At 67.6% G+C, this 25,744-nt stretch carries 27 protein-coding genes; 15 read left to right on the top strand and 12 right to left on the bottom strand.

Going from position 1 to position 25,744, the window contains the following annotated elements; genetic code table 11:
• Window positions 1-94 precede the first annotated feature (94 nt).
• The 7 genes from V9K99_RS09480 to V9K99_RS09450 all read left to right on the top strand — a co-directional run bounded on the left by V9K99_RS09480 (window position 95) and on the right by V9K99_RS09450 (window position 7,903).
• A complete protein-coding gene (locus V9K99_RS09480) occupies window positions 95-2,218 on the top strand; it encodes an alpha-galactosidase (protein WP_337002422.1) in 2,124 nt (707 codons plus the stop codon).
• Window positions 2,219-2,263: 45 nt separating this feature from the next.
• A complete protein-coding gene (locus V9K99_RS09475) occupies window positions 2,264-3,208 on the top strand; it encodes a carbohydrate ABC transporter permease (RefSeq protein ID WP_337002424.1) in 945 nt (314 codons plus the stop codon).
• A complete protein-coding gene (locus V9K99_RS09470) occupies window positions 3,205-4,086 on the top strand; it encodes a carbohydrate ABC transporter permease (protein WP_337002426.1) in 882 nt (293 codons plus the stop codon). The genes V9K99_RS09475 and V9K99_RS09470 overlap by 4 nt, the downstream gene beginning before the upstream one ends.
• 10 nt (window positions 4,087-4,096) lie before the next feature.
• Window positions 4,097-5,452: an extracellular solute-binding protein gene (locus V9K99_RS09465; RefSeq protein ID WP_337002428.1), complete on the top strand. Its 1,356-nt coding sequence runs from the start codon at window positions 4,097-4,099 to the stop codon at window positions 5,450-5,452.
• 186 nt (window positions 5,453-5,638) lie between these two features.
• On the top strand, window positions 5,639-6,067 hold the full coding sequence (locus V9K99_RS09460; RefSeq protein ID WP_337002430.1) for a DUF1707 SHOCT-like domain-containing protein: 429 nt from the start codon (window positions 5,639-5,641) through the stop codon (window positions 6,065-6,067).
• Window positions 6,064-6,474, top strand: coding sequence for a hypothetical protein (locus tag V9K99_RS09455; RefSeq protein ID WP_337002432.1), 411 nt, complete (start codon window positions 6,064-6,066; stop codon window positions 6,472-6,474). The genes V9K99_RS09460 and V9K99_RS09455 overlap by 4 nt, the downstream gene beginning before the upstream one ends.
• Window positions 6,467-7,903, top strand: coding sequence for a multicopper oxidase family protein (locus V9K99_RS09450; protein ID WP_337002434.1), 1,437 nt, complete (start codon window positions 6,467-6,469; stop codon window positions 7,901-7,903). The genes V9K99_RS09455 and V9K99_RS09450 overlap by 8 nt, the downstream gene beginning before the upstream one ends.
• Window positions 7,904-8,096: 193 nt before the next feature.
• Here V9K99_RS09450 and V9K99_RS09445 read toward each other — a convergent pair whose 3' ends face one another.
• The 4 genes from V9K99_RS09445 to V9K99_RS09430 all read right to left on the bottom strand — a co-directional run bounded on the left by V9K99_RS09445 (window position 8,097) and on the right by V9K99_RS09430 (window position 10,571).
• Window positions 8,097-8,732: a TetR/AcrR family transcriptional regulator gene (locus tag V9K99_RS09445; protein WP_337002436.1), complete on the bottom strand. Its 636-nt coding sequence runs from the start codon at window positions 8,730-8,732 to the stop codon at window positions 8,097-8,099.
• Window positions 8,722-9,453 carry an ABC transporter permease subunit gene (locus V9K99_RS09440; protein WP_337002438.1) on the bottom strand — a complete coding sequence of 244 codons (732 nt, stop codon included), beginning with the start codon at window positions 9,451-9,453 and terminating at the stop codon, window positions 8,722-8,724. The genes V9K99_RS09445 and V9K99_RS09440 overlap by 11 nt, the downstream gene beginning before the upstream one ends.
• An 11-nt stretch (window positions 9,454-9,464) precedes the next feature.
• Window positions 9,465-10,163, bottom strand: coding sequence for an ABC transporter ATP-binding protein (locus tag V9K99_RS09435; protein WP_337002440.1), 699 nt, complete (start codon window positions 10,161-10,163; stop codon window positions 9,465-9,467).
• A 189-nt stretch (window positions 10,164-10,352) separates the two neighbouring features.
• Window positions 10,353-10,571, bottom strand: coding sequence for a hypothetical protein (locus V9K99_RS09430; RefSeq protein ID WP_337002442.1), 219 nt, complete (start codon window positions 10,569-10,571; stop codon window positions 10,353-10,355).
• 112 nt (window positions 10,572-10,683) lie between these two features.
• On the opposite strand from V9K99_RS09430, the gene V9K99_RS42720 reads away from it, so the two are divergent.
• Both V9K99_RS42720 and V9K99_RS09425 read left to right on the top strand, forming a co-directional pair.
• Window positions 10,684-10,821 carry a helix-turn-helix domain-containing protein gene (locus V9K99_RS42720; protein WP_443137116.1) on the top strand — a complete coding sequence of 46 codons (138 nt, stop codon included), beginning with the start codon at window positions 10,684-10,686 and terminating at the stop codon, window positions 10,819-10,821.
• A 117-nt stretch (window positions 10,822-10,938) separates the two neighbouring features.
• The gene (locus tag V9K99_RS09425) at window positions 10,939-11,205 is read left to right on the top strand and encodes a transposase (protein ID WP_337002444.1); all 267 of its coding nucleotides are present in this window, start codon (window positions 10,939-10,941) and stop codon (window positions 11,203-11,205) included.
• A gap of 234 nt (window positions 11,206-11,439) precedes the next feature.
• Here V9K99_RS09425 and V9K99_RS09420 read toward each other — a convergent pair whose 3' ends face one another.
• From V9K99_RS09420 to V9K99_RS09400, 5 genes are read right to left on the bottom strand one after another with little or no spacing between them, the layout of a single operon-like run.
• Entirely contained in the window at window positions 11,440-12,537 is a 1,098-nt protein-coding gene (locus V9K99_RS09420; protein WP_337002446.1) for a sulfite oxidase, read from the bottom strand.
• A gap of 40 nt (window positions 12,538-12,577) precedes the next feature.
• Window positions 12,578-13,186 (bottom strand): response regulator transcription factor, encoded by a 609-nt coding sequence (locus V9K99_RS09415; RefSeq protein ID WP_337002448.1) that lies wholly within the window; start codon window positions 13,184-13,186, stop codon window positions 12,578-12,580.
• Window positions 13,183-14,310 carry a sensor histidine kinase gene (locus V9K99_RS09410; protein WP_337002450.1) on the bottom strand — a complete coding sequence of 376 codons (1,128 nt, stop codon included), beginning with the start codon at window positions 14,308-14,310 and terminating at the stop codon, window positions 13,183-13,185. Before V9K99_RS09410 ends, V9K99_RS09415 begins: the two co-directional genes overlap by 4 nt.
• Window positions 14,311-14,335: 25 nt before the next feature.
• Window positions 14,336-15,070 carry an ABC transporter permease gene (locus V9K99_RS09405; protein WP_337002452.1) on the bottom strand — a complete coding sequence of 245 codons (735 nt, stop codon included), beginning with the start codon at window positions 15,068-15,070 and terminating at the stop codon, window positions 14,336-14,338.
• Window positions 15,067-15,981: an ABC transporter ATP-binding protein gene (locus tag V9K99_RS09400; RefSeq protein WP_337002454.1), complete on the bottom strand. Its 915-nt coding sequence runs from the start codon at window positions 15,979-15,981 to the stop codon at window positions 15,067-15,069. The genes V9K99_RS09405 and V9K99_RS09400 overlap by 4 nt, the downstream gene beginning before the upstream one ends.
• A gap of 177 nt (window positions 15,982-16,158) precedes the next feature.
• Here V9K99_RS09400 and V9K99_RS09395 point away from each other — a divergent pair, with 177 nt between their 5' ends.
• Together V9K99_RS09395 and V9K99_RS09390 are read left to right on the top strand one after the other, a co-directional pair.
• Entirely contained in the window at window positions 16,159-16,920 is a 762-nt protein-coding gene (locus tag V9K99_RS09395; protein ID WP_337002456.1) for an endonuclease/exonuclease/phosphatase family protein, read from the top strand.
• Between the two features lie 67 nt (window positions 16,921-16,987).
• Entirely contained in the window at window positions 16,988-17,536 is a 549-nt protein-coding gene (locus V9K99_RS09390; RefSeq protein WP_337002459.1) for a hypothetical protein, read from the top strand.
• Window positions 17,537-17,998: 462 nt separating this feature from the next.
• Here V9K99_RS09390 and V9K99_RS09385 read toward each other — a convergent pair whose 3' ends face one another.
• Complete coding sequence (locus tag V9K99_RS09385; RefSeq protein ID WP_337002461.1) at window positions 17,999-18,619, bottom strand: TetR/AcrR family transcriptional regulator; 621 nt, start codon at window positions 18,617-18,619, stop codon at window positions 17,999-18,001.
• Between the two features lie 186 nt (window positions 18,620-18,805).
• Between V9K99_RS09385 and V9K99_RS09380 the strand changes: the two genes are divergently transcribed.
• The 4 genes from V9K99_RS09380 (at window position 18,806) to V9K99_RS09365 (ending at window position 23,094) form a co-directional block, all read left to right on the top strand.
• Window positions 18,806-20,269, top strand: a complete 1,464-nt coding sequence (locus V9K99_RS09380) for a flavin-containing monooxygenase (protein WP_337002463.1) — start codon at window positions 18,806-18,808, stop codon at window positions 20,267-20,269.
• 58 nt (window positions 20,270-20,327) lie between these two features.
• Window positions 20,328-21,929 (top strand): hypothetical protein, encoded by a 1,602-nt coding sequence (locus tag V9K99_RS09375; RefSeq protein ID WP_337002465.1) that lies wholly within the window; start codon window positions 20,328-20,330, stop codon window positions 21,927-21,929.
• Complete coding sequence (locus V9K99_RS09370) at window positions 21,926-22,120, top strand: hypothetical protein (protein WP_337002467.1); 195 nt, start codon at window positions 21,926-21,928, stop codon at window positions 22,118-22,120. The genes V9K99_RS09375 and V9K99_RS09370 overlap by 4 nt, the downstream gene beginning before the upstream one ends.
• Before the next feature lie 365 nt (window positions 22,121-22,485).
• A complete protein-coding gene (locus tag V9K99_RS09365) occupies window positions 22,486-23,094 on the top strand; it encodes a hypothetical protein (RefSeq protein ID WP_337002469.1) in 609 nt (202 codons plus the stop codon).
• Window positions 23,095-23,597: 503 nt separating this feature from the next.
• On the opposite strand, the gene V9K99_RS09360 is transcribed toward V9K99_RS09365, so the two are convergent.
• On the bottom strand, window positions 23,598-23,816 hold the full coding sequence (locus V9K99_RS09360; protein WP_337002471.1) for a hypothetical protein: 219 nt from the start codon (window positions 23,814-23,816) through the stop codon (window positions 23,598-23,600).
• A gap of 674 nt (window positions 23,817-24,490) precedes the next feature.
• Window positions 24,491-25,678, bottom strand: coding sequence for an MFS transporter (locus tag V9K99_RS09355; RefSeq protein WP_337002473.1), 1,188 nt, complete (start codon window positions 25,676-25,678; stop codon window positions 24,491-24,493).
• Window positions 25,679-25,744: the final 66 nt, after the last annotated feature.

Here is a 25,744-nt window from a genome sequence, read left to right as displayed (position 1 = left end):
AGCTACTTACTTAACTTCGTGAAGCATTGACATCCAGGCTGACGGGGTAAATAGTTCCGTCCTGAAATCAATCAGAAAGCAGAGTGAATCAACAGTGTCGAACATCGAGGTGCTGCAGCTGCGGGCTGCCGGGGTCAGTCTGGTGCTGGACTGCTCCGGTCCGGCCCTTCCGTCCGTCCTGCACTGGGGTGCGGACCTGGGCGAGCTGACCGGGGAAGCTCTGCTGGAACTGAGGCGTGGTGCCGGTGCGGTCCAGTACGGCAACGGTCTCGACGACAACCTTCCGGTCGCGATCGTGCCGGAGTACGCGGCCGGCTGGTTCGGCCTGCCCGGCCTGAGCGGCCACCGCGACGGTCAGAACTTCTCCGCGAGCTTCCGGCTGACCAGCGTCGCGCAGACCGGCAACACCGTGCAGGTCGACGCCGAGGACCCCGAGGCCGCGCTGACGATCCGCCTCACCATCGAGCTGACCGACTCCGGTCTGGTCCGGGCCAAGGCCGACCTGACCAACGTCGGTGAGACGCCGTACACGGTGGACGGGCTGGTGCTCGCGCTGCCGGTCCCGACCGAGGCGACCGAACTGCTCGACATGACCGGCCGGCACATCGGCGAGCGCCACCCGCAGCGGCACACGTTCACTCAGGGTGCGCATGTCCGCGACAACCGCCGCGGCCGCACCGGCGCCGACGCGACCCTGCTGCTGATCGCCGGCACGCCCGGCTTCGACTTCGGCACCGGCGAGATCTGGGCGGTGCACACCGCTTGGAGCGGCAACCACCGTTCCTACGCCGAGCGCGGCATGAGCGGGTACGGCGTGATCGGCGGCGGCGAGCTCCTCCTGCCCGGTGAGGGCCGGCTGGAGGCGCAAGGCACCTACAGCTCGCCGTGGATCTACGGCTCGTACGGCGTCGGCCTCGACCGGCTGTCGGACCGCTTCCACGAGTTCCTCCGGGCCCGGGACAACCACCCGCGGACCGAGCGTCCCGTCGTACTGAACACCTGGGAAGCGGTCTACTTCAACCTCGATCTGGACAAGCTCATGGCGCTCGCGGACGCGGCCGCCGAGGTCGGCGCCGAGCGGTTCGTGCTGGACGACGGCTGGTTCCGCGGCCGGCGGGACGACCGCGCCGGGCTGGGCGACTGGTACGTCGACGAGGAGATCTGGCCGAAGGGTCTGCATCCGCTGGTCGACCACGTCAAGAGCCTCGGCCTGCAGTTCGGGCTCTGGGTCGAGCCGGAGATGGTGAACCCGGACTCCGACCTGGCCCGTGAGCACCCCGACTGGATCCTTGCCACCGGCAACCGGATGCCCCCGACGGCGCGGCACCAGCAGGGCCTCAACCTCGGTGTCCCGGCGGCGTACGACTACATCCTCGAGCGGCTCGACGCGCTCCTGAACGAATATGACATCGCGTACCTGAAGTGGGACCACAACCGCGACTTCGTTGATGGCGGCAACCAGTTGACCGGGACCGCGGGCATCCATGCCCAGACGCTCGGGGTGTATCGGCTGATCGACGAGCTCAAGCGGCGGCACCCGGGGCTGGAGATCGAGTCGTGCTCGTCCGGCGGCGCCCGGGTCGACCTCGGCATCCTCGAACGCACCGACCGGGTCTGGGGCAGCGACAGCAACGACGCGCTCGAGCGCCAGAAGATCCAGCGCTACACCCAATTGCTGCTGCCGCCGGAGCTGATCGGCTGCCACGTCGGCCCGCCGCGGGCGCACACCACCGGCCGCACCCAGGCACTGTCGTTCCGCGCGATCACCGCGCTGTTCGGCCACTTCGGCATCGAGTGGGACATCGCGTCCGCGACCGCCGAGGAGCGCAAGGAACTGGCCGGCTGGGTTGCCCTGCACAAGAAACTCCGGCCGCTGCTGCACACCGGGCGCGTGGTCCGCGCCGACCGCGGCCCGGACGACTTCCTGCTCCACGGCGTAGTCGCGCAGGACGGCTCGCGTGCCGTCTACGCCGCCGTACAACTGACCCAATCGATCACCTCGGCCGTCGGCCGGGTCCGGCTGCCCGGCCTCGACCCGAACCGGACCTACCGGGTGAGCAAGACGGCGACACCCGGACCGGAGTCGCGAGCGGTCCCTTGGTGGACCGACGGTGGTCAGGTCGAACTGAACGGGGCAGCACTGGCCTCGGTCGGGGTACAGATCCCCGCCCAGTGGCCCGAGAACGCGATCTTGCTGGAAGTGATAGCGATCGACTAGCCGTCCAGGTGCTAGCCGGATCGCCGACAGAGAAGGAGATCCCCCGTGACTGTGACAACCAACGCACCACCTGACGAGAGACGAAGTCACGGGGAGGTGGCGGCGCCGCGGATCAAGCGGCGAAGCCTCGGGGACCTGAAGGTCGCGATGATCTTCCTGGCCCCGGCTACGCTCGGCTTCGTCGTGTTCTACATCTGGCCGACGCTGCGCGGTGCCTACCTGAGCTTCACCGAGTACAGCCTGCTGTCCGCGCCGGACTTCAACGGTCTGGCCAACTACGAACGGATGGTGCAGGACAGCTTCTTCTGGAACGCGCTGGTGGTCACGGTCGAGTACGTCGTACTCAACATCGGCATCCAGACGATCCTGGCGGTCGGCATCGCGATGCTGATGTACCGGCTGACCCAGTCGATCACGGTCCGGGCGGTGGTCCTGCTGCCGTACCTGGTCGCGAACGTGGTGGTCGCGCTGGTCTGGTACTGGATGCTCGACTTCCAGGTCGGCATCGTGAACCAGGGCCTGACCTGGCTCGGGATCGACCCGGTCGCCTTCTTCGGCGAGTCCCAGTGGGCGATCCCGACCATCGCCGGCATCAACATCTGGCGGCACATGGGCTACACCGCGCTCCTGGTGTTCGCGGGCCTGCAGATGATTCCGAAGTACGTCTACGAGGCCGCCGAGGTGGACGGGGCGTCGGAGTGGAAGACGTTCTGGCGGATCACGCTGCCGTTGCTGCGCCCCGTTCTGGTGATGGTCCTGGTGGTCACCATGATCGGCTCGTTCCAGATCTTCGACACGGTCGCGGTGACCACGCAGGGCGGTCCGATCAACGCGACCCGGGTCATCTACTACTACATCTACGAGCGGGCGTTCACCCGGTTCGACTTCGGGTACGCCTCGGCGATGGCGATGGTGCTGTTCGCGATCCTCGCGGTGATCTCGCTGGTGCAGTTGCGGCTGCTGCGGGCGAAGGAGAGTGATCTGGCATGAGGAAGGATCTGAACGTCGGCCGCATCGTCGCGTGGGCCAGTCTGATCGTGCTGATGCTGGTCACACTCTTCCCGTTCTACTGGATGTTGCGTACGGCGCTGTCGGACAACACCCAGCTTCCCGGCCACCCGAACTCGCTGCTCCCGGTGGAGACCACGCTGGGCGCGTTCAAGCGGGTCCTCGGACTGTCGACGATCGAGGAGGCGCAGGCCCAAGGTGGTTCCGGTGCGGCCGTCAACTTCTGGCTGTACCTGCGCAACTCGTTGATCGTGTCAACGGTCACGACGATCTGCCAGGTGTTCTTCAGCGCGATGGCGGCGTACGCGTTCGCCCGGCTGCGCTGGCCCGGCCGGGACAAGGTGTTCGCGGTGTTCCTGGCCGCGCTGATGGTGCCGCCGATCTTCACCACGCTGCCGAACTTCGCGCTGATCAAGAACCTCGGCCTGCTGAACAGCTTCGCCGGCATCATCCTGCCGGGTGCGTTCATGACGCCGTTCGCGATCTTCTTCCTGCGCCAGTTCTTCCTCGGGATCAACCGGGAACTGGAGGAGGCGGCGATGATCGACGGCGCCGGGCACCGGAAGATCTTCTTCGGGCTGATCATCCCGATGAGTGGGGCGCCGATCGCCACGCTGGCGATCCTGACCTACATCAACTCCTGGAACGACTACTTCTGGCCGTTGCTGGTCGGCCAGCAGGAGAACGTCCGGGTGCTGACGGTCGCCCTCGGCGTGTTCCGGTCGCAGACCCCGCAGGGCGGGCCGGACTGGGCCGGGTTGATGGCCGCGGCCCTGATCGCGGCGCTGCCGATGATCATCTTGTTCTGCGCGTTCGCGAAGAAGATCACCAACTCCATCGGTTTCTCCGGGATCAAGTGAGGTGCCCCCGATGAATATGACGAGACGCACCCTGCTGAAGGCGGGACTGGCCGGACTGGCGGCGTCGGCGGTTGCCGGATGCAACAACGGCGCGGCCGCGCGGGACGAAGGCGAAGTCATCTACTGGCTGTGGGACTCCGCTCAGCTGCCGATGTACACCGAATGCGCGAAGGTGTTCCACGAGCAGAATCCGCAGTACTCCGTGAAGATCGAGCAGTACGGCTGGAACGACTACTGGTCCAAGCTGGTGACCGGGTTCATCTCCGACACCGCACCGGACGTGTTCACCGGACATTCGTCGAAGTACCCGCTGTTCGCGGACAAGGGCCAGGTGCTGGCGATCGACGATTACGTTGCCAAGGACAATGTTGATCTGAGCATCTATCAGAAGGGCCTGGCGGATCGCTGGATCGGGGCCGACGGCAAGCGGTACGGACTGCCGAAGGACTGGGACACCGAGGTTTACTTCTACAACAGCGCCTTCACCGAGGCGGCCGGGATCAGCACCGAGCAGCTCAACGCGATGACCTGGAACCCCCAGGACGGCGGCACGTTCGAACAGATCGTCCGCCGGCTGACCGTGGACTCGAAGGGCCGACGCGGCGACCAGCCGGGGTTCGACAAGGACAACGTGAAGGTCTACGGGCTCGGGTACGCCGATGCCGGTGGTGGCGACGGGCAAACCAGCTGGAGCTGGTACGCAGCGATCAACGGCTGGAAGTACTCCGAGGGCGAGCCGTGGGGAACGAAGTTCTTCTACGGCGACCCGAAGTTCACCGAGACGATCGGCTGGTGGCGCGGTCTCATCACCAAGGGGTACATGCCGTCGTACGCGCAGGCGAAGTCCGGCGTGGACGTGACCACCTCCTTCGGTGCGGGGAAGTACGGGATGACCCCGAACGGATCCTGGATGCTCGGCACGTACGCCGGGCTGAAGCAGGTGAAGACCAAGTTGGCCCGGTTGCCGATCGGGCCGATCGGGAAGCGGATGTCGATGATGAACGGGCTCGCGGACACCATCTGGGCGGGGACGACCCGCCGGGACGCGTCCTGGGCGTGGGTGAAGTTCCTCGGCTCGCAGACCGCGCAGGACATCGTGGCGAAGGCCGGCGTGGTGTTCCCGGCGGTGGCGGCGAGCATGCCGGCGGCGAAGGCGGCGTTCGCGAAGAGTGGGTGGGACGTCACGCCGTTCCTGGAACCGGTCGAGGCGGGTGACGTCTTCCCGTACCCGGCCAACCCGAACGCGGCCGACGTGACCGCGGTGATGACACCGGCGATGGACGCGGTGATGTCCTTCGAGGCCGAACCGAGTTCGCTGTCCAAGGCCAACGACGAGGTGAACAAGATTCTCTCGGCGAACGCCTGAGGCCGCCCTCCTGAATGGGGGAAGCCCCGGGGTCTGGCTACGCCCGGGGGAGTACGTCGTACTGCGTCCGAGGGCGCAGTGTGCTCCCCCGGGGGTAGGTGAGGTGTCGCCGCCGAGGCGACGCGGTGAGGGGTGTCCGGACGACACGATCGGTGCAGTCGAAAACTGCGAGCACCGAGGAGTGTCATGAACGACGAGAAGCCGGGCGGACCCATCCGCATCGGCGACAAGGAACGCGAGGACGCGGTTAGGCGTCTGGGCGAGCACTACGAAGCCGGCCGGCTCAGCGCGGAGGAGCACACCGAGCGCGTCGGTCAGGCACTGGAAGCGAAGACCGAGGCCGACCTGAAGGCGTTGTTCTCGGACTTGCCGGGAGAGTACTCCAGTGCACCTTCTGGAGCTGGTCCGCAGTTCGGTCCCGGTCGGCCGCCGTGGGCGGTGCGGGGGGCGTTGGGGAAGGTCCCGTTCCCGGTGCTGATCGCGTTGGCCGCGATCGCGCTGATCGTGTCGTTCGCCTGCGTCGTGGGTGGCGGGCACCCGCCGTTCCTGCCGCTGTTGCTGATCGTGGCCGCCGTGGTCATCATGCGTAAGCGCGAACAGGAGCGTCGGGCATGAGGACGGTCTATCGGGTCCTCACGATGGCCATCGCGATCGCCGTCGTACTGCAGGTCGCATCGATCGCGCTGGCCGGGTTCACGGTGTCGAAGGATGCTACTGACGGGACGACGATCGGGGCGGACTACAGCAACTTCGGGCAGAGCTACCACAGCATCGCCGGCACGGCGATCGGGCTGCTCGCGCTGCTCCTGCTGATCGTGTCCTTCCTGACCGACGTTCCGCGCGGGCGGTCGCTGGCGGGCATCATCGTCGGCCTGGTCGCCGTACAGTTTCTCCTCGCGGTGGTGTCGTTCGGCACCCCGGCGCTGGGTGTCCTGCACGGCATCAACGGTCTGGCGATCGCCGGCGTCGCGGGAGCTGCGGCGCGGCGCTCGACCGAGGCGCAGCAGACGGCCGATGTCTAGTGGGAGACGGCGGCTGATCGCACTGGGGGTGACCCTGGCGGTGCTGGTGCCGCTGGGGTACCTCTGGGCGACCAGCCTGGTACCCAACGACTACTCGGCCGCGGAGATGGGGTACGCCGACTTCGGCGGCGGACCGGCGTCAGGCGAGCACGCGCATCACGCCGGGATGAGCGTCGCCGATCTGACAGGGCCGAAGACCGGTACGCCGGATGTCGACGTCACGTTGACCGCGCGGAAGACGAAGTACCAGCTCGCCAGCGGTGAAACCGTGGACGGCTACACCCTTAACGGGACGTCGCCGGGTCCGCTCATCCGCGCGAAGGTGGGCGACCTGGTCCAGGTGACGCTGGTGAACGACAACGTCCCCGACGGAGCCACGCTGCACTGGCACGGCATCGACGTACCGAACGCCGAGGACGGTGTGGCCGGCGTGACGCAGGACGCCGTACCGATCGGTGGGAAACACGTCTACCGCTTCAAGGCCGACCAGGCGGGGACGTACTGGTACCACTCGCATCAGGTGTCCAGCGAGGAGGTGAAGGGCGGCCTGTTCGGCACGATCGTGATCGCACCCGGGCAGCCTGGTGAGGTGATCGCCGCGATTCACACGTACGACGGGAAGCGGACGATCAACGGACGGACGGGGACGCAGCAGTTGGCGATGGCCGCTGGTACGACGGCTCGGGTGCGAGTGATCAACACCGACAACGCGATCCTGCGGGTCGGGCTGATCGGTACGCCGTACAAGGTGGTCGCGGTGGACGGGCGGGAGGTGAACGGGCCGACGCCGGTGACCGCGGCGTTCCCGTTGGCGGCCGGGGCACGGGTGGATCTCGAGGCCGTGGTGCCTGCCGGCGGCATGCGGCTGGTGGCCGGTACGGCGGCTGTGTCGCTGGGGATCGGTGCGAACCCGCCTTCTGGAGAGCTGCCAGGGGAGACGGTTGACCTGCTGTCGTATGGCACGCCGGCTGATCTCGGTTTTGACCCGGCGAAGGCGGATCGGAGCTTCGAGTACCGGATCGGCCGGCGGCCCGGGTTCCTCGACGGTGTGCCGGGGTTGTGGTGGACGATCAACGGGCACAAGTTCCCCGACGTACCGATGTACATGGTTGCCGAGGGCGACGTCGTACGGATGAAGATCTCCAACACCAGCGGTCAGGCGCATCCGATGCACCTGCACGGGCATCACGCGGTCGTGTTGTCGCGCAACGGGGTCGCGGCGACCGGTTCGCCCTGGTGGGTCGACACGCTCGAGGTCGGCAACGACGAGACGTACGAGATCGCCTTCGTGGCCGACAATCCCGGGGTCTGGATGGACCACTGTCACAACCTGCCGCATGCGTCGGAAGGGTTGATGACCCACCTCATGTACTTCGGTGTCACTACGCCGTACCGGATCGGCGGCCCCTCCCACAACGAGCCGGAGTGACTCTGCGGAACCAGGCGGGAACCGGATCGACGTCATCGTTGATCGCGACGACGCTGAGAACGTGCTCGCCGCCGGCGCGGACTGGCAGATGCACTGGTACTGGGTATGTGCTGATCGTCGTGATCGCCGCTGTCTGCGCCGGGTTCAGCCTCATGCTCCTCGTTGGATGACGTCGACGACAAGAGCTACCGGGTCAGGGTTGCAGGCCGGTGAGGAGGGTGTGGACTATGCCGGGGATTTGCTCGGCGAGGATGTCTCGGGGGGTGCCGGACACGTGCGTGGTGAAGCCGAGCATGATCGCCGGGCCCATGATCAGGGTGATCGCGGACTCGACGTCGAACGCGCCCAGGCGGCCGAGTTCCTGCTCGGCGCGGAGGTAGTCCTCGATGGGCTGGCGCAGACGGTGCGGGCCGAACGGCTGCTGATGGATCTCCGTGACGAACTGGCGCAGCAGGGCCGGCTCGGACATCAGACCCGCGGTGGTCGGCAGGCTCTCCGTGACCAGGTCCACCGCGGCCTGCGCATACGTGATCAGGTTCTCCTCGACAGAGCCCGTGCCCGGCGCCGGCAGATCCATCTCGAAGCGCGTCAACGACCCGGCGTACCGGCGTACGAGGGCGGCGACGAGCAATTCATGCTTGGCCGAGAAGTAGTTGTAGAGCACTCCGTCGGAGACGCCGGCGGCGCGGGCGATGTCGCGGGTGGTGATGCTGGAGACCTGTCGCTCGCCGAGCAGCTTCTCGGCGGTGTCGATCAGGTGCTCCCGCAACGCGGTGGCCGGGTCGTCGGCGACCCGGCTCCGCACGGCTCTGGCACGTCTAGGAGACATCGCGGCTAACCGTAGTCGACACGGCCAGCAGCGCGAACAACAGTGCGTACGCAGTGAGCACCAGACCCCCTCCCCACTGTGGCAGCAGGTCGATGCCCGGTGCCGGCACGGCTTCCAGCGCCAGCCCGCTGTTGAACGGCAGCCAGCGGTCGAAGCCGCCGACGAGCTGGCCGACGATGCCTTCCACCAGGGCAATCCAGGCCAGCGCCACGGCGACCGCGCCGACGAGATTGCGGATCAGTGCGCCCAGGCCCACACCGATGGCGGCGAAGCACGCGTTCCAGATCACGCAGCCGGCCAAGGTGCCCCAGACGGCTCCGTCCGACAGGTCGAGCGAGCTGCCCTTGCCGGAGAGCCAGAGGGCGGTCGCCGCGAAGGCCACCAGCGAGCTGACGAGACCGAAGACGGCGCCTGAGGCTGCGTACGTGACGAGCTTTGCCGTGATCACCTGTCCACGCCTCGGCGTCCCGAGGTAGGTGTCGGTGATCGTCTTGTGCCGATACTCGCCCGCGACCCCGATGATGCCGAGCACCAGGGAGAACATCGAGACCAGGCCGGCGTGTCCGACCGCGCGCAAGGGCGTCGTCGGGTCGTCGAGATCCGCGCCGCTGATGAAGAGTCCGCTCACGCCTGCCAGCACCACCAGTTGCGCTGCGGCCAGCAGGAGCAGGGGGCTGCGGACTGTTCGCAGCTTCAGGAACTCGTTCTTGATGCCGATCATCATTCGCTCCTTCACCGTGCGCCGGTCAGGTTGAGGAAGGCCGTCTCGAGCGAGTCGTCGCCGAGGCTTGCGAGAGGGCCGGCGAACCTGAGTTGGCCCTCGTGCACGATCACGACCTGGTCGACGGTCTGCGCCACCTCACTGAGCACATGGCTGGAGACGAGGATCGCCCGTCCCGCCTTCGCCTCCTTCCTCAGCAGATCGCGTAGCCAGGCGATGCCGGCCGGATCGAGCCCGTTGGCCGGCTCGTCGAGGATGAGTACGGCCGGATCGCCCAGGAGCGCCGAGGCCAGCCCCAGTCGTTGCCGCATGCCCAGCGAATAGCCGCTCACCCGGCGATCCGCCGCATCGGTCAGACCGACCAGTTCGAGCACCTCGTCCACTCTTCCGGCCGGCGCATCGGCCGTCTGCGCCAGGACACGGAGGTGATCCCTGCCGCGGCGCCCCGGATGGAAGCTCGTCGCTTCCAGTTGCGCTCCGACCACCCGGCGTGGCCGGCTGAGCTCGCCGTACCGGCGGCCGTCGATCAGCGCCTCCCCGGCCGTCGGGCGGACCAGGCCGAGCGCCATCCGCAAAGTCGTTGTCTTGCCCGCGCCGTTGGGACCGAGAAAGCCGCTGACCTGCCCGGAGGGTACGTCGAAGGTCAGGTCATGGACGGCTCGGATCGAGCCGAAGTGTTTCGTCAGTCCGCGGACCGACACCTCTGTCATGGTTGCCCCTTCTCTCTATGAACACACGTTCATGAACGCACGCTCATGAGCATATGCTCATAATGGGGAGATGCCAAGAGAACTGACGCGGCAGGTGACGGTGCCGGGATCCGGCGGTGATTGGAGGTCCAGCCTGGGTTCAACGGCGCTGGAGGAGCACATGACGCGCCGCAACGCGGCGGACCCGCTTCAGGCCGTAGCGGTTGCCTTGGGCAACGGTTGTTGGCTGAGGCGGTGGGCTCGGGTCCGGTGCAGGGCGGCGATGCGTTCGCAGGCGGCGTCGATGGCGGCGCGCTGGGAGGTGTAGGAGCCGCACCAGTACGGATCGTCCGGCTGGGGGTCCCGTTCGTCGTCGACGTCGGCGTACCACTCGTCCGCTGTACGGAACACCCGTGCGTGCAGATGCACCTCAATGCCCAGCTCGTTCACCTGAGTTGTCGCGGCGCCCAGTCATTCAGGTGGGGAGGAACCGCGACTGCCTCCCTTCGGGGATCGGGGACTGTCGGTCCCGGCTGATTGGATGGATTCCATGTCCCGGTTCCGGCTGTACCCGACTCCCACGCAGCGGGCTGCGTTGCTGGAGCAGTGCCGGCATGCCCGGTACGTTTGGAACCTGGCGCTTGAGCAGTGGTCGATGTGGACCCGCGACACGGGATGACCCGTCGTCCCAAGCCCAAGCCCGATCCCGGACGACCAGGGGGGGTACCGGCCGAACCGGCGCCGCGCCAAGGCCGGACTCAACCGCGGCATCCTGGCCAACGGCTGGGGGCTGCTCGTGCAGCGCCTGGAACACAAGGCCGCGGGTCGCGTCGAGAGAATCAATCCTGCGTACACGTCGCAGACCTGCAGCGTCTGTGGGCACTGCGCACCGGAGAACCGCGAGAGCCAAGCGCTGTTCCGGTGCGCGGCCTGCGGGCACCGGGCGAACGCCGACGTGAACGCGGCCATCAACATCGCGGCCGGACGGGCCGTCAGCGCACGCCGAGAGACGCCCACACGGGCCTCGCCGAAGCGTGAACCTCAACACGCTACCTCCGCGTAGTAGTTGGAATCCCTCTCCCCACAGGACAGGGAGGACGTCAACGCACCACTCCTGGAGTTCTTCTTCCCGCGTACATCTTCAGGATGAAACGGCCGACGGGCCGATCCGGCGAACGACACGCCCGGCGATCCGGGCATAACCACAGTCCTGACCACACCCCACTCGGAGCCCCGCTTGAAATACGGGTCGGTAGGTTCGGAAGTTGGGTTGTGGAAGGGATTCAGGGGGTTGAAATCAGGTGACGAGGACGGTGATTCGCTGGGCGGTGTTGTTGGCGAAACCGCCGCGGTTCCACTCCGCCTCGATGGGTTGCTCGCGGCCGCTCGCGTCGTGGGCGCGGACGGTGAGCACGTGCTCGCCGGGGGTGGCGTCCCAGTCGTAGCTGAAGGACCGCCAGGCCAGCTCGTCGTTGCCGACAGCATCGAGTTTGGCGGGGTGCCAGGTGACGCCGGCGTCGACGCTGAGCTCGACCCGCTCGATCGGCGCCCAGCCGGACCAGGCCCGGCCCTGGAGCGTAACGGTGCCCGCGGCAACGAAACGGTGGCGGCTCATGAAGTCCGGGAAGCCGGGTGGGATCAGCAGCGCCCGCGGCTGGATCCGGGTGACGGGCTCGCCGGGATCCTCGGCGTTCTTGCGGATCCGGTAGGCCACCGCGTTCTGGTACCCGTTGAACTCGTGGTCGATCAGCTCGATCGAGCGCAACCACTTCACACTCGCCATCCCGTACCACCCGGGTACGACGAGGCGCAGCGGATAACCGTGTTGCGGCGGCAACGGCTGACCGTTCATCTCCCACGCGACGATCGCACCGGAGTCGATTGCCTCGGTCACCGACAGCCCACGCTGGTAGTCCTGCTCGACCCCGCGCTCGACGCCGTGGTCCGCGCCGGTGAACACGACGTCCACCGCGTCTTCGCGGATCCCCGCCAGCCGCAACAGATCGGACAGCAGCACGCCGGTCCATTCCGCCGTACCGACTGCTTCGTTCAACCACGGCTGGCTGATCGGCCGCGGCTGCAACGCCGCCCGTCCGTTGCCGGCGCACTCCAAAGTGACCCGCACGGTACGACGGCCCATCGCCCGCAACCCGGTCAGCCCGAACGACAACGGTTGCTCGACGCATCCGTCGATCGTGAGCGACCAGTTGGCCGCGTTCGTCGCCGGAATGTCGTAGTGCACCAGGACGTAATGCAGTCCCGGCGGCGTCACGTCGTACCGCAGCCCCTCCAGCGGCATCCCGTGATTCCGCGCCGCCAGCTGCAACTCGTCCCCGGTGATCCCCTCACCGGTATCGGCCAACCGCCCCCGCACGCTGAATTGCTCGATCGACATGTGACCCCTCCCCGGCTCCAACCCTAAGCTGAAGGAACGTTCAGAGCCAGCCGTTGTCGAGGGCGATGCGGGCTGCCTCGGCGCGGGTGCGGGCGCCGGTCTTGCCGATGGCGGCGGAGAGGTGGTTGCGGACTGTGCCTTCGGAGAGGTGGAGCTCCTTGGCGATGTCGGCGACGGTGCCGCCCTCGCGGGCTGCCCGCAGTACGTCGGACTCCCGGGCTGTGAGCGGGCTCGTACCGGCGACCAGCGTCTCGGCGGCGAGCGAGGGATCGACGACCCGGAGGCCCTGGTGCACCCGTCGTACGGCGTCTGCCAGCTGGGCCGCCGGGGTGTCCTTGACGACGAACCCGGCCGCACCCGCTTCCATCGCCCGCCGCAGGTACCCTGGCCGGCCGAAGGTGGTGACCATCAGGATCCGCACCCCGGGTACGGCGCTCCGCAGCGCAGCGGCCGCCTCGATCCCGTCCAGCCCAGGCATCTCGACATCGAGGAGAGCGACGTCGGGCTTGGTCGCCTGAGCCGCCGCGATCACCTCGTCCCCGCGCCCGACCTCGGACACCACCTCCAGGTCAGGTTCGAGATCCAGCAGCGCGGCCAATGCCCCACGAACCAGCGCCTGATCGTCGGCAATCAACAATCGGATTGTCACAGGCCCACCTTGACAGCCAGGCGGAAACCGCCGCCGGGCGCCTGGCCGACCTGCACACTCGCGCCGGCCTGGTTCGCGCGTTCCCGCAAGCCCATCAGCCCATGACCGGACGCACCACCACCGGGCGTCGGGCCCTTCCCGTCATCCAGTACTTCGATTTGCGAAGCGGTCAGCTGGATCGTGCACCGCTTGGCACCCGAATGCCGTACGACGTTCGTCACGCCCTCTCGCACCACCCAGGCGAACAGCTCACGGTTCTCCTCCGGCACCTCGTCCACCGTGGTCGGCAGGTCGGCCTTGATCTCCGCCGCCTTTAATGCGGCCCGCGCCGACACCAGCTCACCGGCGAGACTCAGCTCGCGATACCCCGCGACAGCGGCCCGTACGTCGGCCAGCGCCGCTCGGGCCAGACTCTCCACGTCGGCGACCTCCGCCGACGCCCGCTCCGGATTGCCCTCGATCAGCCGGCCGGCCAGCTCGGCCTTGACCGTGATGACGGTCAGCGAGTGGCCGAGGATATCGTGCAGATCGCGCGCGAACCGGTTCCGCTCCTCCTGGACGGCCAGCTCGGCCATGTCCGCCCGGGTCTTGGCGAGCTCGATACTGCGCTGGATCGCCCGCCGCATCGCGAACACGGCCAGCGCGCCGAGAAAGATCGCGAACCCGTAGCTGTTGTCGGTCGTCCAGTCAGGCACCACCCGCATCGACAGTTCGACGCCGGCGAGGAGCAGCAGGACCACGACGATCGCGGCCCGGAGGTCCAGCGCCATCATCGCGGCCGCGGCGATGTAGACGCAGCAGGTGAGTGCCTTCTGGCCGGCGGACGGGATCAGCGCGAACGTCAGCGCCAGCATCGCGGCCAGGTAGCCGGCCCGCTTCCACATCGCCTGCCCACCGGCCAGCCCGACCCGGCGGACCCAGCCGAAGAAGCCGACGTACGAGAGAGCGAAGAGGAAGAGCATGGCCAGGCCGAAGACCCGGGTGGCGCCGTGCTGGTCGAGGATCGCGTTCAGTGGGCTGGTCAGGTAGAACAGCCAGACCGCCGCGGCCAGCCAACCCCAACGGCCTGGCCGAGCATTGCCACGCTCGGCCAGGCTTTCGATCAGAGTTGGCGTCCTGGGCACGTCACTCACGCTAATGCACGCGACCTCACGCCCGGGCGGTGTCGGCCCGGAACCGGCGCAGCCCGATGATGCCGAGTACGACGGTCCACCCGAGCACCACCATCAGCGCCTGGGTGTCCAGACCGCTCTGCGCCAATGCACTGCGCGAGGTCTGACCGGTCCAGTACGCCGGGGTCAGTTGGGCGATGTGCTTCATCAGCGACGGCATCTGGTCCACCGGCAGCCACAGTCCGCCGAAGGCCGCGATGAGCATTGTCGACAATCCGGTGATCGGCTGCACGCTGTCCGGCTTGGCGACGTACCCGATGACGAGGCCGAGCGCGGCGAACGGCAGGGCACCGAGCCAGGACACCAGCGCGACCGAGGCCCATTGACCGGCGCTCAGGTGCACGTGGCCGAAGGTCATCCCGGACACGAACACGACCAGCAGCGGCGGCAACGCCAGCAACAGTGACAGGATCACCTTCGTGGTCACGTAAGCCTGCGGCTTCAGCGGGGTGAGCCGAAGCGTGCGGTTCCAGCCGCCGTCGCGTTCGGCCGCGATCACGCCGCCGCTGCTCATTGCCGCCGACATCGAGCCGAACATCGCCATACTCACCATCACGTAGGCGACGGCCGAGATCCCGCCCTCGCTGGCGTCCTTCGGCAGCGTCACGCCGAAGATGACGAACAGCACCAGCGGCATCAGGATCGAGAAGATCAGCACCCGCCGGTTCCGCAGGGTGCGACGGATATCAAAGATCAGATAGTCGCGGTTCATGCCAGGGTCTCCCGTTCTGATTCGACATGGCCCGCACCGATTGCCAGGACGGCGTCCTCGAGGTCGGCGGAGGTCACTTCGATGTCGTGGGCGCGAGTGTTGCTCAGCAGGTACCGCAGGGTGTCGTCGGAGTCCGCGCACTGCAGCAGCACCACGTCGCCGCGGGTCTCGACATTGCGTACGCCGGGCAGCGACGCGAGGGTCGCGAGGTCGGCACCGGGCACGGTCGCCCGGATCGTCCGGCCGGACACACTCGCCTTGATCTGCGCGGCGGTGCCGTCGGCAACGACCTTGCCGTTGCGCATCAGCACCACGCGATCGGCATACGCGTCGGCCTCTTCCAGATAGTGGGTGGCGAACAGGACGGTCCGGCCACGCGCGGTCTCGGCGTGCATCGATGCCCAGAAGTCGCGCCGGGACTCGACGTCCATCCCGGTGGTCGGCTCGTCCAGCACGATCAGGTCGGGCTGCGGGATGATCGCCATCGCGAACCGCACCCGCTGCTTCTGCCCGCCCGACAGCCCCTTCATCTTCCGCTCCGCCAGGTCGCCGATGCCGGCCCGGTCGAGCGCCTCGCCGACCGGCATCGGGTCCTTGTGCAGCCCGGCGACCAGGTTCACCAGTTCGCCGACCTTGGCGTCCTCGATGATGCCGCCGCTCTGCAGCATCACCCCGACCTGACCCTGCGCGATCGCGTCGACCGGCGTCCCGCCGTACACCTGGACACTGCCCTGGTCCGGCCGGACCAGCCCGAGCAGCATCTCGATCGTGGTCGACTTGCCGGCCCCGTTCGGACCCAGCAACGCCACCACCTCGCCGGTCCGGATGCTCAGATCCACCCCGGCGACCGCCTGCACCGCCCCATACTTCTTGGTCACGCCCCGCAGGCTGACCGCAGTCTGTGTCGTCATATCGAAAAGGTTCGCCCGGTACGGCGTGGTGGCCCTGGATCGGCCGTCACGACGTACCCATGACATCCGTCAGCCGCTTCTCAGGGTCGGTCCTCAGGGGTGCTCGTCAGGGTTGCTCGTCAGGGGTTGTGGTGGGGGCGTGGTGGGCACGTCGGGGGTATGGGTGTGTTGCGGGTGATGACGTGGAACGTCTGGTGGCGGTTCGGTCCGGCGTGGGTGGCGCGGCACGAGGTGATCGCGCAGACGCTCCGGGTGGTGGATCCGGATGTCGTTGCGTTGCAGGAGGTTTGGGGGACCAGGGCAACGAACCAGGTGGCTGCGCTGGGCGCGGAACTCGGGCTGCACGGTCGGTACGCCGGTCCGTCGTACCCGCCGGCCACGGACGTGACGCGGGATCCACGGGACGCCGGGGTCGAGGTGGGGATCGGGCTGCTGAGTCGGTGGGAGATCACCGGTTGGCGCGTGGTGCGGATGCCCGCTCGGCATCGCGCATTCGATCCGGTGGCTGTGGTTGCGACGGTCGCACATCCGGTCGCGCCGTTGCATGTCGTCGTGGGTTGTCTCGAGTACGACCCGGCGTACAACGACGATCGGCTGGCGCAGGCGGCGTTGCTGGCCGAGCTTGCGACGGATCCGGTGCTGGACGGTCCGTTGCCGGTCGTGGTTGCGGGTGATCTCAACGCGCCGCCGGGTAGCCCGTTGCTCCGGCCGCTGGCCGACGTACTGACCGACGCGTGGGCGGACGGTGATCCTTCGGTAGTGACCGCACCTGCTGAGGCCGGGCCGGAGTTGGTGGGGCAGCGGATTGACCATGTGTACTTCCGGCCGGGGATGTTCAACCGGCCGGTCACGGTTGTCAGCACCTCGACCGCAGGCGAGGCCGTCGACGGCATCATGCCGTCCGACCATCGTGCGGTGGTCTGCTCGCTACGGTTCTGATGGGCCTTGTACTTAGTTCAAGTTCATAGTTATGGTTGCGCTTGAACTAAGTACAGGGGTGAGGATGATGGCGCTTTCGGTGGTTGTGGCGGCTGGGCTGCAGGTGTTGCTCGCGGCCGGGTTCGTGCTGTTGACGTGGGTGGCGCGCCGGGACGGGGAGGCCGCCGAGCGGGCGGCTGAGGCGGAGGTGGTGCGGCAAGGGCATTCGGCCGGGGTGCTCGCGGCGCATCGGGTTCAGTTCAAGGAGAGTGCTCGGGAGGCCTTGTTTCCTTACGGGATCGCGGTGTGTCTGACTGCGGTCGCCGTACTGGTGCTGGCGGGTTACGGGCCGGCGCGGATCGCGTCGTACGTGCTGGCCGGGTTGGCGATCGTGGGTGGCGGGCTGGTGATGACGAGCCAGGTGTTCGCCGAGCAGGTGGTGCAGGCGGCGTTCCGGAAGTCGGCCGATCCCGCCGTACGGGAGATCGACGGGCACGCGGTGGTCGCGGCGGCGCGGACGGAATTTCCTGGATGGACCCGGACCGCGCAGTTCGTCAGGCTGCTGGTGGCAACGCTCGGGTCTGTGGTGGTCATCGTGTTGCTGACACTGCCGTCCGCCGACGCGCACTTCCGCTGACCTTATGCTCGACCGGCTGACCACAGCCGTGCCGCTCCGCCTCGACCGGATCCAGAGCTGGCTGGCCTCCAGGATCACCGGCGTGGAGCGCCGTACACCCTTGTACGGCGGCCAGACCTCACCCACCGTCGAGCGCATCACCCTGCTGACCGGCACACTCGTGCCCTGGGACTTGCTGTGTCCGGTCCCAGGTCCCGCCGTCCGGTCCCAGGTCCCGCTGACCGGTCCCAGGTCCCGCCGTCCGGTCCCAGGTCCCGCTGTCCGGTCCCAGCTCCCGCTGTCGGGTCCCGGATCCTCGTCCCGACTCCTCATCGCGGATCCCCATCCCGGTCCCGGCTCCCGCGGTGTGGCCCCTGCTCCCGCTGTCCGGTCCGCCTCCCGACTCCCGCCGTCCCGGTCCCGGCTTCCGCTGTCTGGCCCGGCTTCCGCTATCTGGTCCAGGGTCGCGCGGCGGGTGGTGGGTTAGGGGTTGCGGAGGGTGTGGAGGCCTTGCCAGAGGAGGTCTTGGAGGGTTCTGGCGACCTTTTCGGGGGTGGGTGGGGCGGGGATGCGGCTGCGCCAGATGGCGAGGCGTTCGGTGGCGCCGGAGATGCTTTGGGCAACGATCTGGATCTCGTCCTCGTCGACGGCGCGGCCGGAGGGGAGGTTCATTCGGACCATGGCGGAGATCAGTTCGATGAAGGCGGCGCGGACCTCGTCGGTCGCCGCGGCGGCTGGGCCGGCGGCCGGGCCCATGCCGAGCATGCCTTCGTCGATGAGAACCGACCACGCCTGCGGGTGATCGTCGAGGAACTCGAACCAGGCGACGAATCCGGCGTACAGCGCGTCCTCGGCATCCGGCGCGGCCATCACCGCATCGGAGACGGTGTCGAGCAACTGGACACGCAGCCGGGCCAGGCAGGCGAGAAACAGGCCGTCCTTGGAGCCGTAGTACTGGTAGATCAGCGGCTTCGACACCCCGACCTCGGCAGCCACGTCATCCATCGACGTCCCCTGATACCCACGCTCGCCGAAGATCCGCTCCGCCGCCTCCAGAATCTCCCGCTCCCGCGCAGCCCGATTCCGCCGCCGCTTAACAGGCACGCCCCCCTCCGCCGCCCCAACGCCCCCCACCGACTCAGCGCCCACCGCCGGTACGGCGCCGTTCGTGGACTTGATGCTCTCCGTGGTTGGGGGTGTGTTCTGCGTGGTGGAGGTCACTTGCGTAGTCTAACTGACTCCGAGTAACTTACTCCGAGTAAGTTCCGCTCGGCAGGCTGGAGGCTACCGATGGCGCAGGAGAGCAGTCACCACCGGATCGTCGTGGTTGGCACCGGGTTCGCCGGGATCGGGATGGCTGTCCGGCTCAAGCAGGCCGGGTACGACGACTTCGTCGTACTGGAGCGGGCAGATGACGTCGGCGGGACCTGGCGGGACAACACGTACCCGGGCTGCCGATGTGATGTGCCGTCGCATCTGTACTCCTTCTCCTTCGCGCCGAACCCGGAGTGGTCGTCGACGTTCTCGCCGCAACCCGAGATCGAGGACTACCTCCGCAATGTCACCGACCGGTTCGGGATCCGTCCGCACATTCGCTTCGGCCATGCGGTGGAGGAGGCGCACTGGGAAGACGGCCAATGGCGGATCCGCACCAGCCAGGGTGAGTTCACCGCCCAGTTGCTGCTGTCCGGGATGGGTCCGCTCGCTGAGCCGTCGTACCCGGAGTTGCAAGGGATCGAGTCGTTCGAGGGGGAGGTCTTCCACTCGGCGCAGTGGGATCACGGTCTCGACTTCAGTGGTCGCAAGGTGGCGGTGATCGGGACCGGTGCGTCGGCGATTCAGTTCGTGCCGGCGATCCAGCCCGAGGTCGAGGAACTGCACTTGTTCCAGCGCACCCCGCCGTGGGTGATGCCGCGGCCGGACCGCAAGATCACCGAGGTCGAGAAGGCGGTCTTCCGTCGCTTTCCCCTGGCCCAGAAGGCGATCCGGGCCGGGATCTACTGGGGTCGCGAGTCGATGGTGCTCGGCTTCGCCAAGCTGCCGGCGATCATGAAGCAGGTGCAGCGAGTTGCCGAGAAGCACCTCGAGCGGCAGATCCGCGACCCGCTGCTGCGGGCCAAGTTGACGCCGGACTTCACCCTCGGCTGCAAACGTGTGCTGATCTCCGACGACTACTATCCGGCGATCGCGCAGCCCAATGTCGATGTGATCACTGATCGGATCGCGGAGGTCACCCCGACCGGGATCGTGACCGAGGATGGCGTGAAGCACGAGGTCGACACGATCGTCTACGGCACCGGATTCCGGGTCACCGATCTGCCGGTGATGGACATGGTCCACGGTCGGGACGGTGTCTCCCTGCGCGAGGCGTGGTCGGACGGGATGGAGGCCCACCTCGGTACGGCGGTCGCCGGCTTCCCCAACTTCTTCATGCTGATCGGCCCGAACACCGGACTCGGGCACAGTTCGATGGTGTTCATGATCGAGTCGCAGATCGCGTACATCCTCGACGCGCTGAAGACGATGGACACCGAAGGACTGCGGGAGGTCGAGGTTCGGCCGGAGGTGCAGCGGGCGTTCGTCGACGGTGTCCGGTCGTCGATGCGGAACACGGTCTGGAGCCGGGGCGGGTGCACCAGTTGGTACCTCGACTCGGAGGGCCGCAACACCACCATCTGGCCGTCGTTCACCTTCCGGTTCCGGAAGTTGACCAGCCGTTTCGACCCCGCGGAGTATCAGACCCTCGCTATGTGACATCGAGCGTGTTACATTCGATCGGTCAGATAGCCGGCTGATCGGAGGCGGTGTCGTGGTGGAACTGCTGATTCCGCTGCACGGAATCGGCGGTCGCGGCGACCTGCCGGTGCCGCTGTGGCTGGCGATCTACTCCGCTGGTGCTGCGGTGGCCGTCTCGTTCTTCGCGCTGGCCGCGTTCTGGTCGCGGCCGCGGTTCGAAGCTACTGCCGGTAAGTCGCTGGAGCTGCTGACTCGGATTGTCGACAATCGGCTGACTCGAGCAGTGCTCAAGCTGGCGGGGCTGGCGGCGCTCGGGCTGATGCTCGGTGCCGCGTGGTTCGGCAGCACCTCACCGGCCCTCAATCCGGCACCGACCTGGCTGTACGTCTGGATCTGGGTCGGCATCATCCCGCTCTCGCTCCTCTGCGGGCCGATCTGGCGACTGGCTAACCCGTTCCGCACGATCGCCGGCCTCCTCCGCAGGACGCCGTACCGGAAACCACCCAAGGACCGCGAGCTTCCCAGGGGTCGGGTATTGCGCGGGCAGGTGAACCTGTCCAGTGGCCGGGAGCTGACCACGGGCCGCGCGTTGCCTGGCGACGCGGAGTTGCGCGGAGACGCGGAGTTGCCGGTGGAAGCGGAGTTGCCCGGGGAGGTGGAGCTGCCCAGGGGGCGGGAGTTGACCACGGGCCGCGCGTTGCCCGGGGATGCGGGGTCGCGCGGCGAAGCGGAGTTGCTAGGGGATGCCGAGCTGACCGAGGGCCGGGAACTGTCGGCGTATCGGAAGCTGCCGGAGGGGATTGCGTACTGGCCGGCGGTTGCTGGGCTGGCGGGGTTTCTTTGGTTGGAGCTTGCTTATCCGGACGGGTCTGCCCCGATCGTCGTCGCGACCTTCGTCACCGGCTACGCCGTGGTGAATGTTGTTGCTGGCATCGTCTATGGGCCGGCCTGGTTCCGGATCGGTGACAGCTTCGAGGTGTACGCCGAAGTGCTCGCGCGACTGAGTCCGTTGGGTCGAGGGCCGGATGGTCGGCTCGTACTGCGGAACCCGCTGGCCGGCCTGGCGACGATGCCGCAGGAGCCAGGCATCGTCGGCCTGCTGTGTTTGTTGCTCGGGTCAACGGCCTTCGACGGGATCTCCCGCTGGTCGGCGTGGATGCAACTGACTGGCGAGCTGAGTAGGACGCAGCACATCGTCGTACACACGCTCGGTCTGGCAGCCGCGGTCGCGATCGTGTCGGTGCTTTTCGTGCTGGCGGCGCAGACGACCGGGGCGGCGCAAGTACGACCTGGCGCTGTCGGGCGGGGCGGGTTGCCGGGCGCGTTCGTGCATTCGCTGGTGCCGATCGCGATCGGGTACGCGGTGGCGCACTACTTCTCGTTCGCGATGTTCCAAGGTCAGGAGGGTGTGCTGCTCGCGACGGATCCGTTCGGGCGCGGGTGGGATCTGCTCGGGACCAACGGGATGCGGATCGACTACGCGTTCCTCAGCACGGCTGTGATCGCGGGGGTCCAGATCGGCGCGATCGTGCTCGGACATGTACTTGGGGTCGTGTCCGCGCACGATCGTGCTGCCGAGTTGTTCCGGCGCCGGCAGTTGCGGCGGGCGCAGTACCCGATGCTGGCCGCGATGGTCGCCTTCACCGCCGGTGGGATCGCGTTGGTGACGGCATCATGATCGCGTTGCACATGGGCGGCATCCCCGAAACCGCGATGGTGCTCGGCCCGATCCTGCTGATCGTCGCCTTCATCCGCATCGCCCGCCGGAACGAGGCCAGTCTCCCGGACGACGAGTACGACGACTGGGACGCCGACCTCGGCGACCTGCCCACAGGTGATGCACAGACCGGGGAACACGCCGAGGTCTGAGCTGCCCCGACGCTGCGCCTCCGGGCGAACTCTCGTCGCCGAGCCACCCCTGTCGTTGGCGCTGTCTTTCCTCTGATTGTCAACAATCCAAGGGGGAATGGGCGATGTAGCGAGTCGGCATCATCAGCGGTGTGGTGGCAATGATCGGCGTCGGCGTCGGCGTCGGCGTCGGCGGCCTGCGGCTGAGCGATGCGTTGTGGGGCGGCGGTGAGAGCGGCGGTGAGGGCGGCGGTGGGCGGCGGCGGGGGAGTGCGGGGCGGGGGTGCGGCGCGGTTACGGGTCGGTCTCGAGGGTGGTGGGGCCAACCAAATGGGGGTGGGTGGCGTCTCTTTGACTGTTGAATCGTTGATACACAGGGGGAATCTATGAAGCGACGCGGAGTACTGTTGGCGGCTGTTGGGGCCGGAGGGATGCTGCTGACGGGGATGCTGCCGAGTATGGCGAGTCCGGCGACGGTCAAGCAGTCGAGTGCGGAGACCGTTGCCGCCAGCACCCAGTCTGGCAAGATCACGTTTGTTCGACGGAACTTCGACTGCCGGGACGGCTGCCACGCGAGCGCCGTACTGCCGAAGACGTGGCGTCACGTTGCCCTGGGCACCGGTAAGGCGCGGTTCCTGGATCCGGCGCGGAATCGGATGGTTCGGTTCGATATGACGAACTTTGGTGACGTGAGTACGACGACTGCGCTCAAGAAGAAGCAGGCGGCGCTGAAGGGTACCCGCGGTCTGAAGGTTGTCGGCACCTCGACCGTGGTGATGAAGTCGACCAGCGGACAGGGCCGGCTGACGGTCAGCACGATTGTCTACACCTACCGCAGCGGCAACACCACGCGGTGGGTCGCGACCCGCTACGTCGGTATGTGGGGGAGCAAGAGCGCCCACGTCGAGATCACCGTGGCCGGCACGACCAAGGACCGCAAGGACCTCGGCGCCGTGATCAATCGCGCAACCCAGTCGATCTACCTGGCCGGCTAACCGCAACGCCGGCTGATTACACGCGGCCGATCGCATCGGGATGACATCACGTGGCCTGACATCAGGTCGGTCGGCAGTTGCCGGCCGGCCTGGTCGCAGGTGTGGTCTGGGGTGGGGAGTCACGCTGTACCGCTGAAGCGGGCCTCGTGCGGTTGAGCGGGATCCGCTGCGACCACGGGTCCGGGTGGGGAGGTACGTCGTACCGGTCGTCGGATTCTTGAGGGGCTTGGCGGTGGAGTCGCGCCGTGCCGCTGCGACCTAGGCCCTGGGCGATGGTGGGGCCTTGCGCGGTGCTGCTGCTACCGACGGGCTTGAGTGGTCCGGGTGGGAGGTGCGTCGTGCCGGGCGTCGGGCTCTTGAGGGCTTGGCGGGGGAGTCGCGCTGTGCCGCTGCAACCACGGGCCCTTGGGCGGCCTGGCGGGGGAGTCACGCCATATCGGTGCAACCGACTGACCTCGGGCGGCAGGGCGGGGAGGCGCGTCGTGCCGGTGGGGGCGGCGGGGTTAGGCGGCTTGGAGGGTGTATTGCTCGCTTACTCGGGTTAGGTGGTGGGTGGTGGCGAACTCGGCTAGTTGGGCGCAGCCGGCGGTGAGGGCGGCATGGAGGGTTGGCCACTGGTCGACGCACCAGTACGGGTCGTCGGGCTGGCGGTCGTTGTCGTCGTCGATGTCGGCGCACCAGCCGCCGGTGAAGGCGCGGTGGACATGCAGTCTGAGGTTCATGATCGTGCGGGTTTCTGCGGGGACTGGGCTGGTGGCCCGATCAGAACGGCAGTGGCCGGCCTGAGGGGGTGCGAAGGTCGATGGCCTTCGTGGTGCGGCGCGTGCGCAGTGGTCTGCGGCGAATCTGGATCTGTCGGCTCATCGTTCCGGTCCTGCCTGTGAGAGGTCTGTGGTTGGTAAGAACAACATCCCAACTTCTTAGTTCGCGCACATGCGGAAAATTACCGATATCGATACCTACGCAGCCCTTAGCCGCCCCTCGGTACCACCTGAGGGTCAGGGGAGGGTCGTAAGGCGATTGGGGCGCCGCGAGGAGTCGAAGGATTCGGTCGCGAGGACCAACTTCAGGCGTCCGGATTACGCGCGAGCGGACGTACATGGTGCGGGCGGCGTATTGGTTGGCGGCGCATTGGTTGCTCACGGTGTACGGCGGAACGCCTGGCGTGATCGTGGCGCCGAGCGGGCCTGTGCCGCGGAGATCGTGAGTGCTAGGTCTGCGTTGTGGCGCCCGAGGTGGTGGTTGGTGAAGGTACGGCGCTGCCGCCGGGGCGGATCGGGAGCAGGGGGAGGCCGGGGGCACGCGGTTGTGGGCAACGGGGAGATGTCGGGTCAGGGGCCGGCCGTGTGCACCTGCTTCGGGCGCAACCTCGAGGGCCTCACCACGGTGGCCGACATCAGCGCCCGAGCTGATCGCTTGCTGCAACTGGAGCGCGCGCTACAAAGCGACGCGAGACAAGCGTGATCGCGAGCGACATCGCGGCTAAGAGCGTGATGGTCGCCGCGGTCGGCAGCACCTGGGCGAGGCCGCCCGCGATGGCGGCGCCGATGCCCTGCCAGGTCATCCGCCCGGCCGATTCGACGCCCTGGACCTGACCGCGGACCGCGTCGGGTGTGAGCTCGAGCAGTTGTTCCTGGAGCGGCAGCGTGGCGGCGTACCCGGCGCTGGCGACGAACACAGCCGCCGCCATCACGAGGATCGGCGGCTGGACAGCGAACACCAGGTACGGCGCCGCGAGAAGTAGCCGCAGAGCGAATGCACTGCGTCGTCGCTGATCGGCCGTGAGCAACGGCCCGACGGTCAGGTCACCGAGCAGCATCCCGGCCGATCCGGCGGCCAGGAGGATTCCGGCCTGCTCCGGGACGTACGAGATGAAGAGCGCGACGCAGCCGACGATCAACCCGTTCGGGACCCACAGGTTCAGCAGCAGCGCTCGCTGGCCGGGCTTCGAGAACAGTACGACGTTCGTCGAGCACGTCTGCCGGATCCCGGGGCGAGGAGTCAGCCGGATCGAACGCTCACGAACGGTCGCGGCCACGACCACCAACCCGACCGCGGTCAGGATCGTGGCGACGACCAGCACGCCCGATGGGTTCAGGTAACGCAGGAGTACGGCGCCGACGGCGTACCCGAGGATCGCCATTCCGCCCGAGGTGATGTTCATCAGCGACCGCGCCAGCGCGTACGACGTCGTCGGGACGACCTCGGCGAGCAGGCCCATCCGCGCGCCCGTTCCGAGCGACTGGAAGAAGCCCACCACGAGCAGTAACGCGAATCTGCACGCCAGCGGCAATCCGGGGACCGCCTGCGCGGCGACGCCGAGGAGCGAGACGCCTTGCAGTACGACGAGGGTCCGGCGCGGATGGCGGCCGTCGGCGACCGACATCAGGGTGAGTGCTCCGAGGACGGTCGCGAACGTGGCGCCGTACATGCTGATGGCGGTCAGGAAGGGCGATCGGGTCTGATCATTGATCAGCGTGGCGAGCGCGAAGCCCGACAGTGTGGTGGCGGCGACCAGCAGCGTGAAGCTGAGGTACAGCCCGGCGAACTCACGATGGCTGAGCAACGAGCGGTAAGAAGGCATGAAAAAAGCCTCCGAACGCACGCGCATCGCAGCAGCGAGGTCCGAAGGCCAACGCCGTCATTCTAG

The sequence above is a fragment of the Kribbella sp. CCNWLW201 genome (assembly GCF_037203805.1).
Lineage (GTDB): Bacteria > Actinomycetota > Actinomycetes > Propionibacteriales > Kribbellaceae > Kribbella.
The sequence above is the reverse complement of the archived record's forward strand: the minus strand, read 5'-3'. Positions and strand labels throughout refer to the sequence as shown.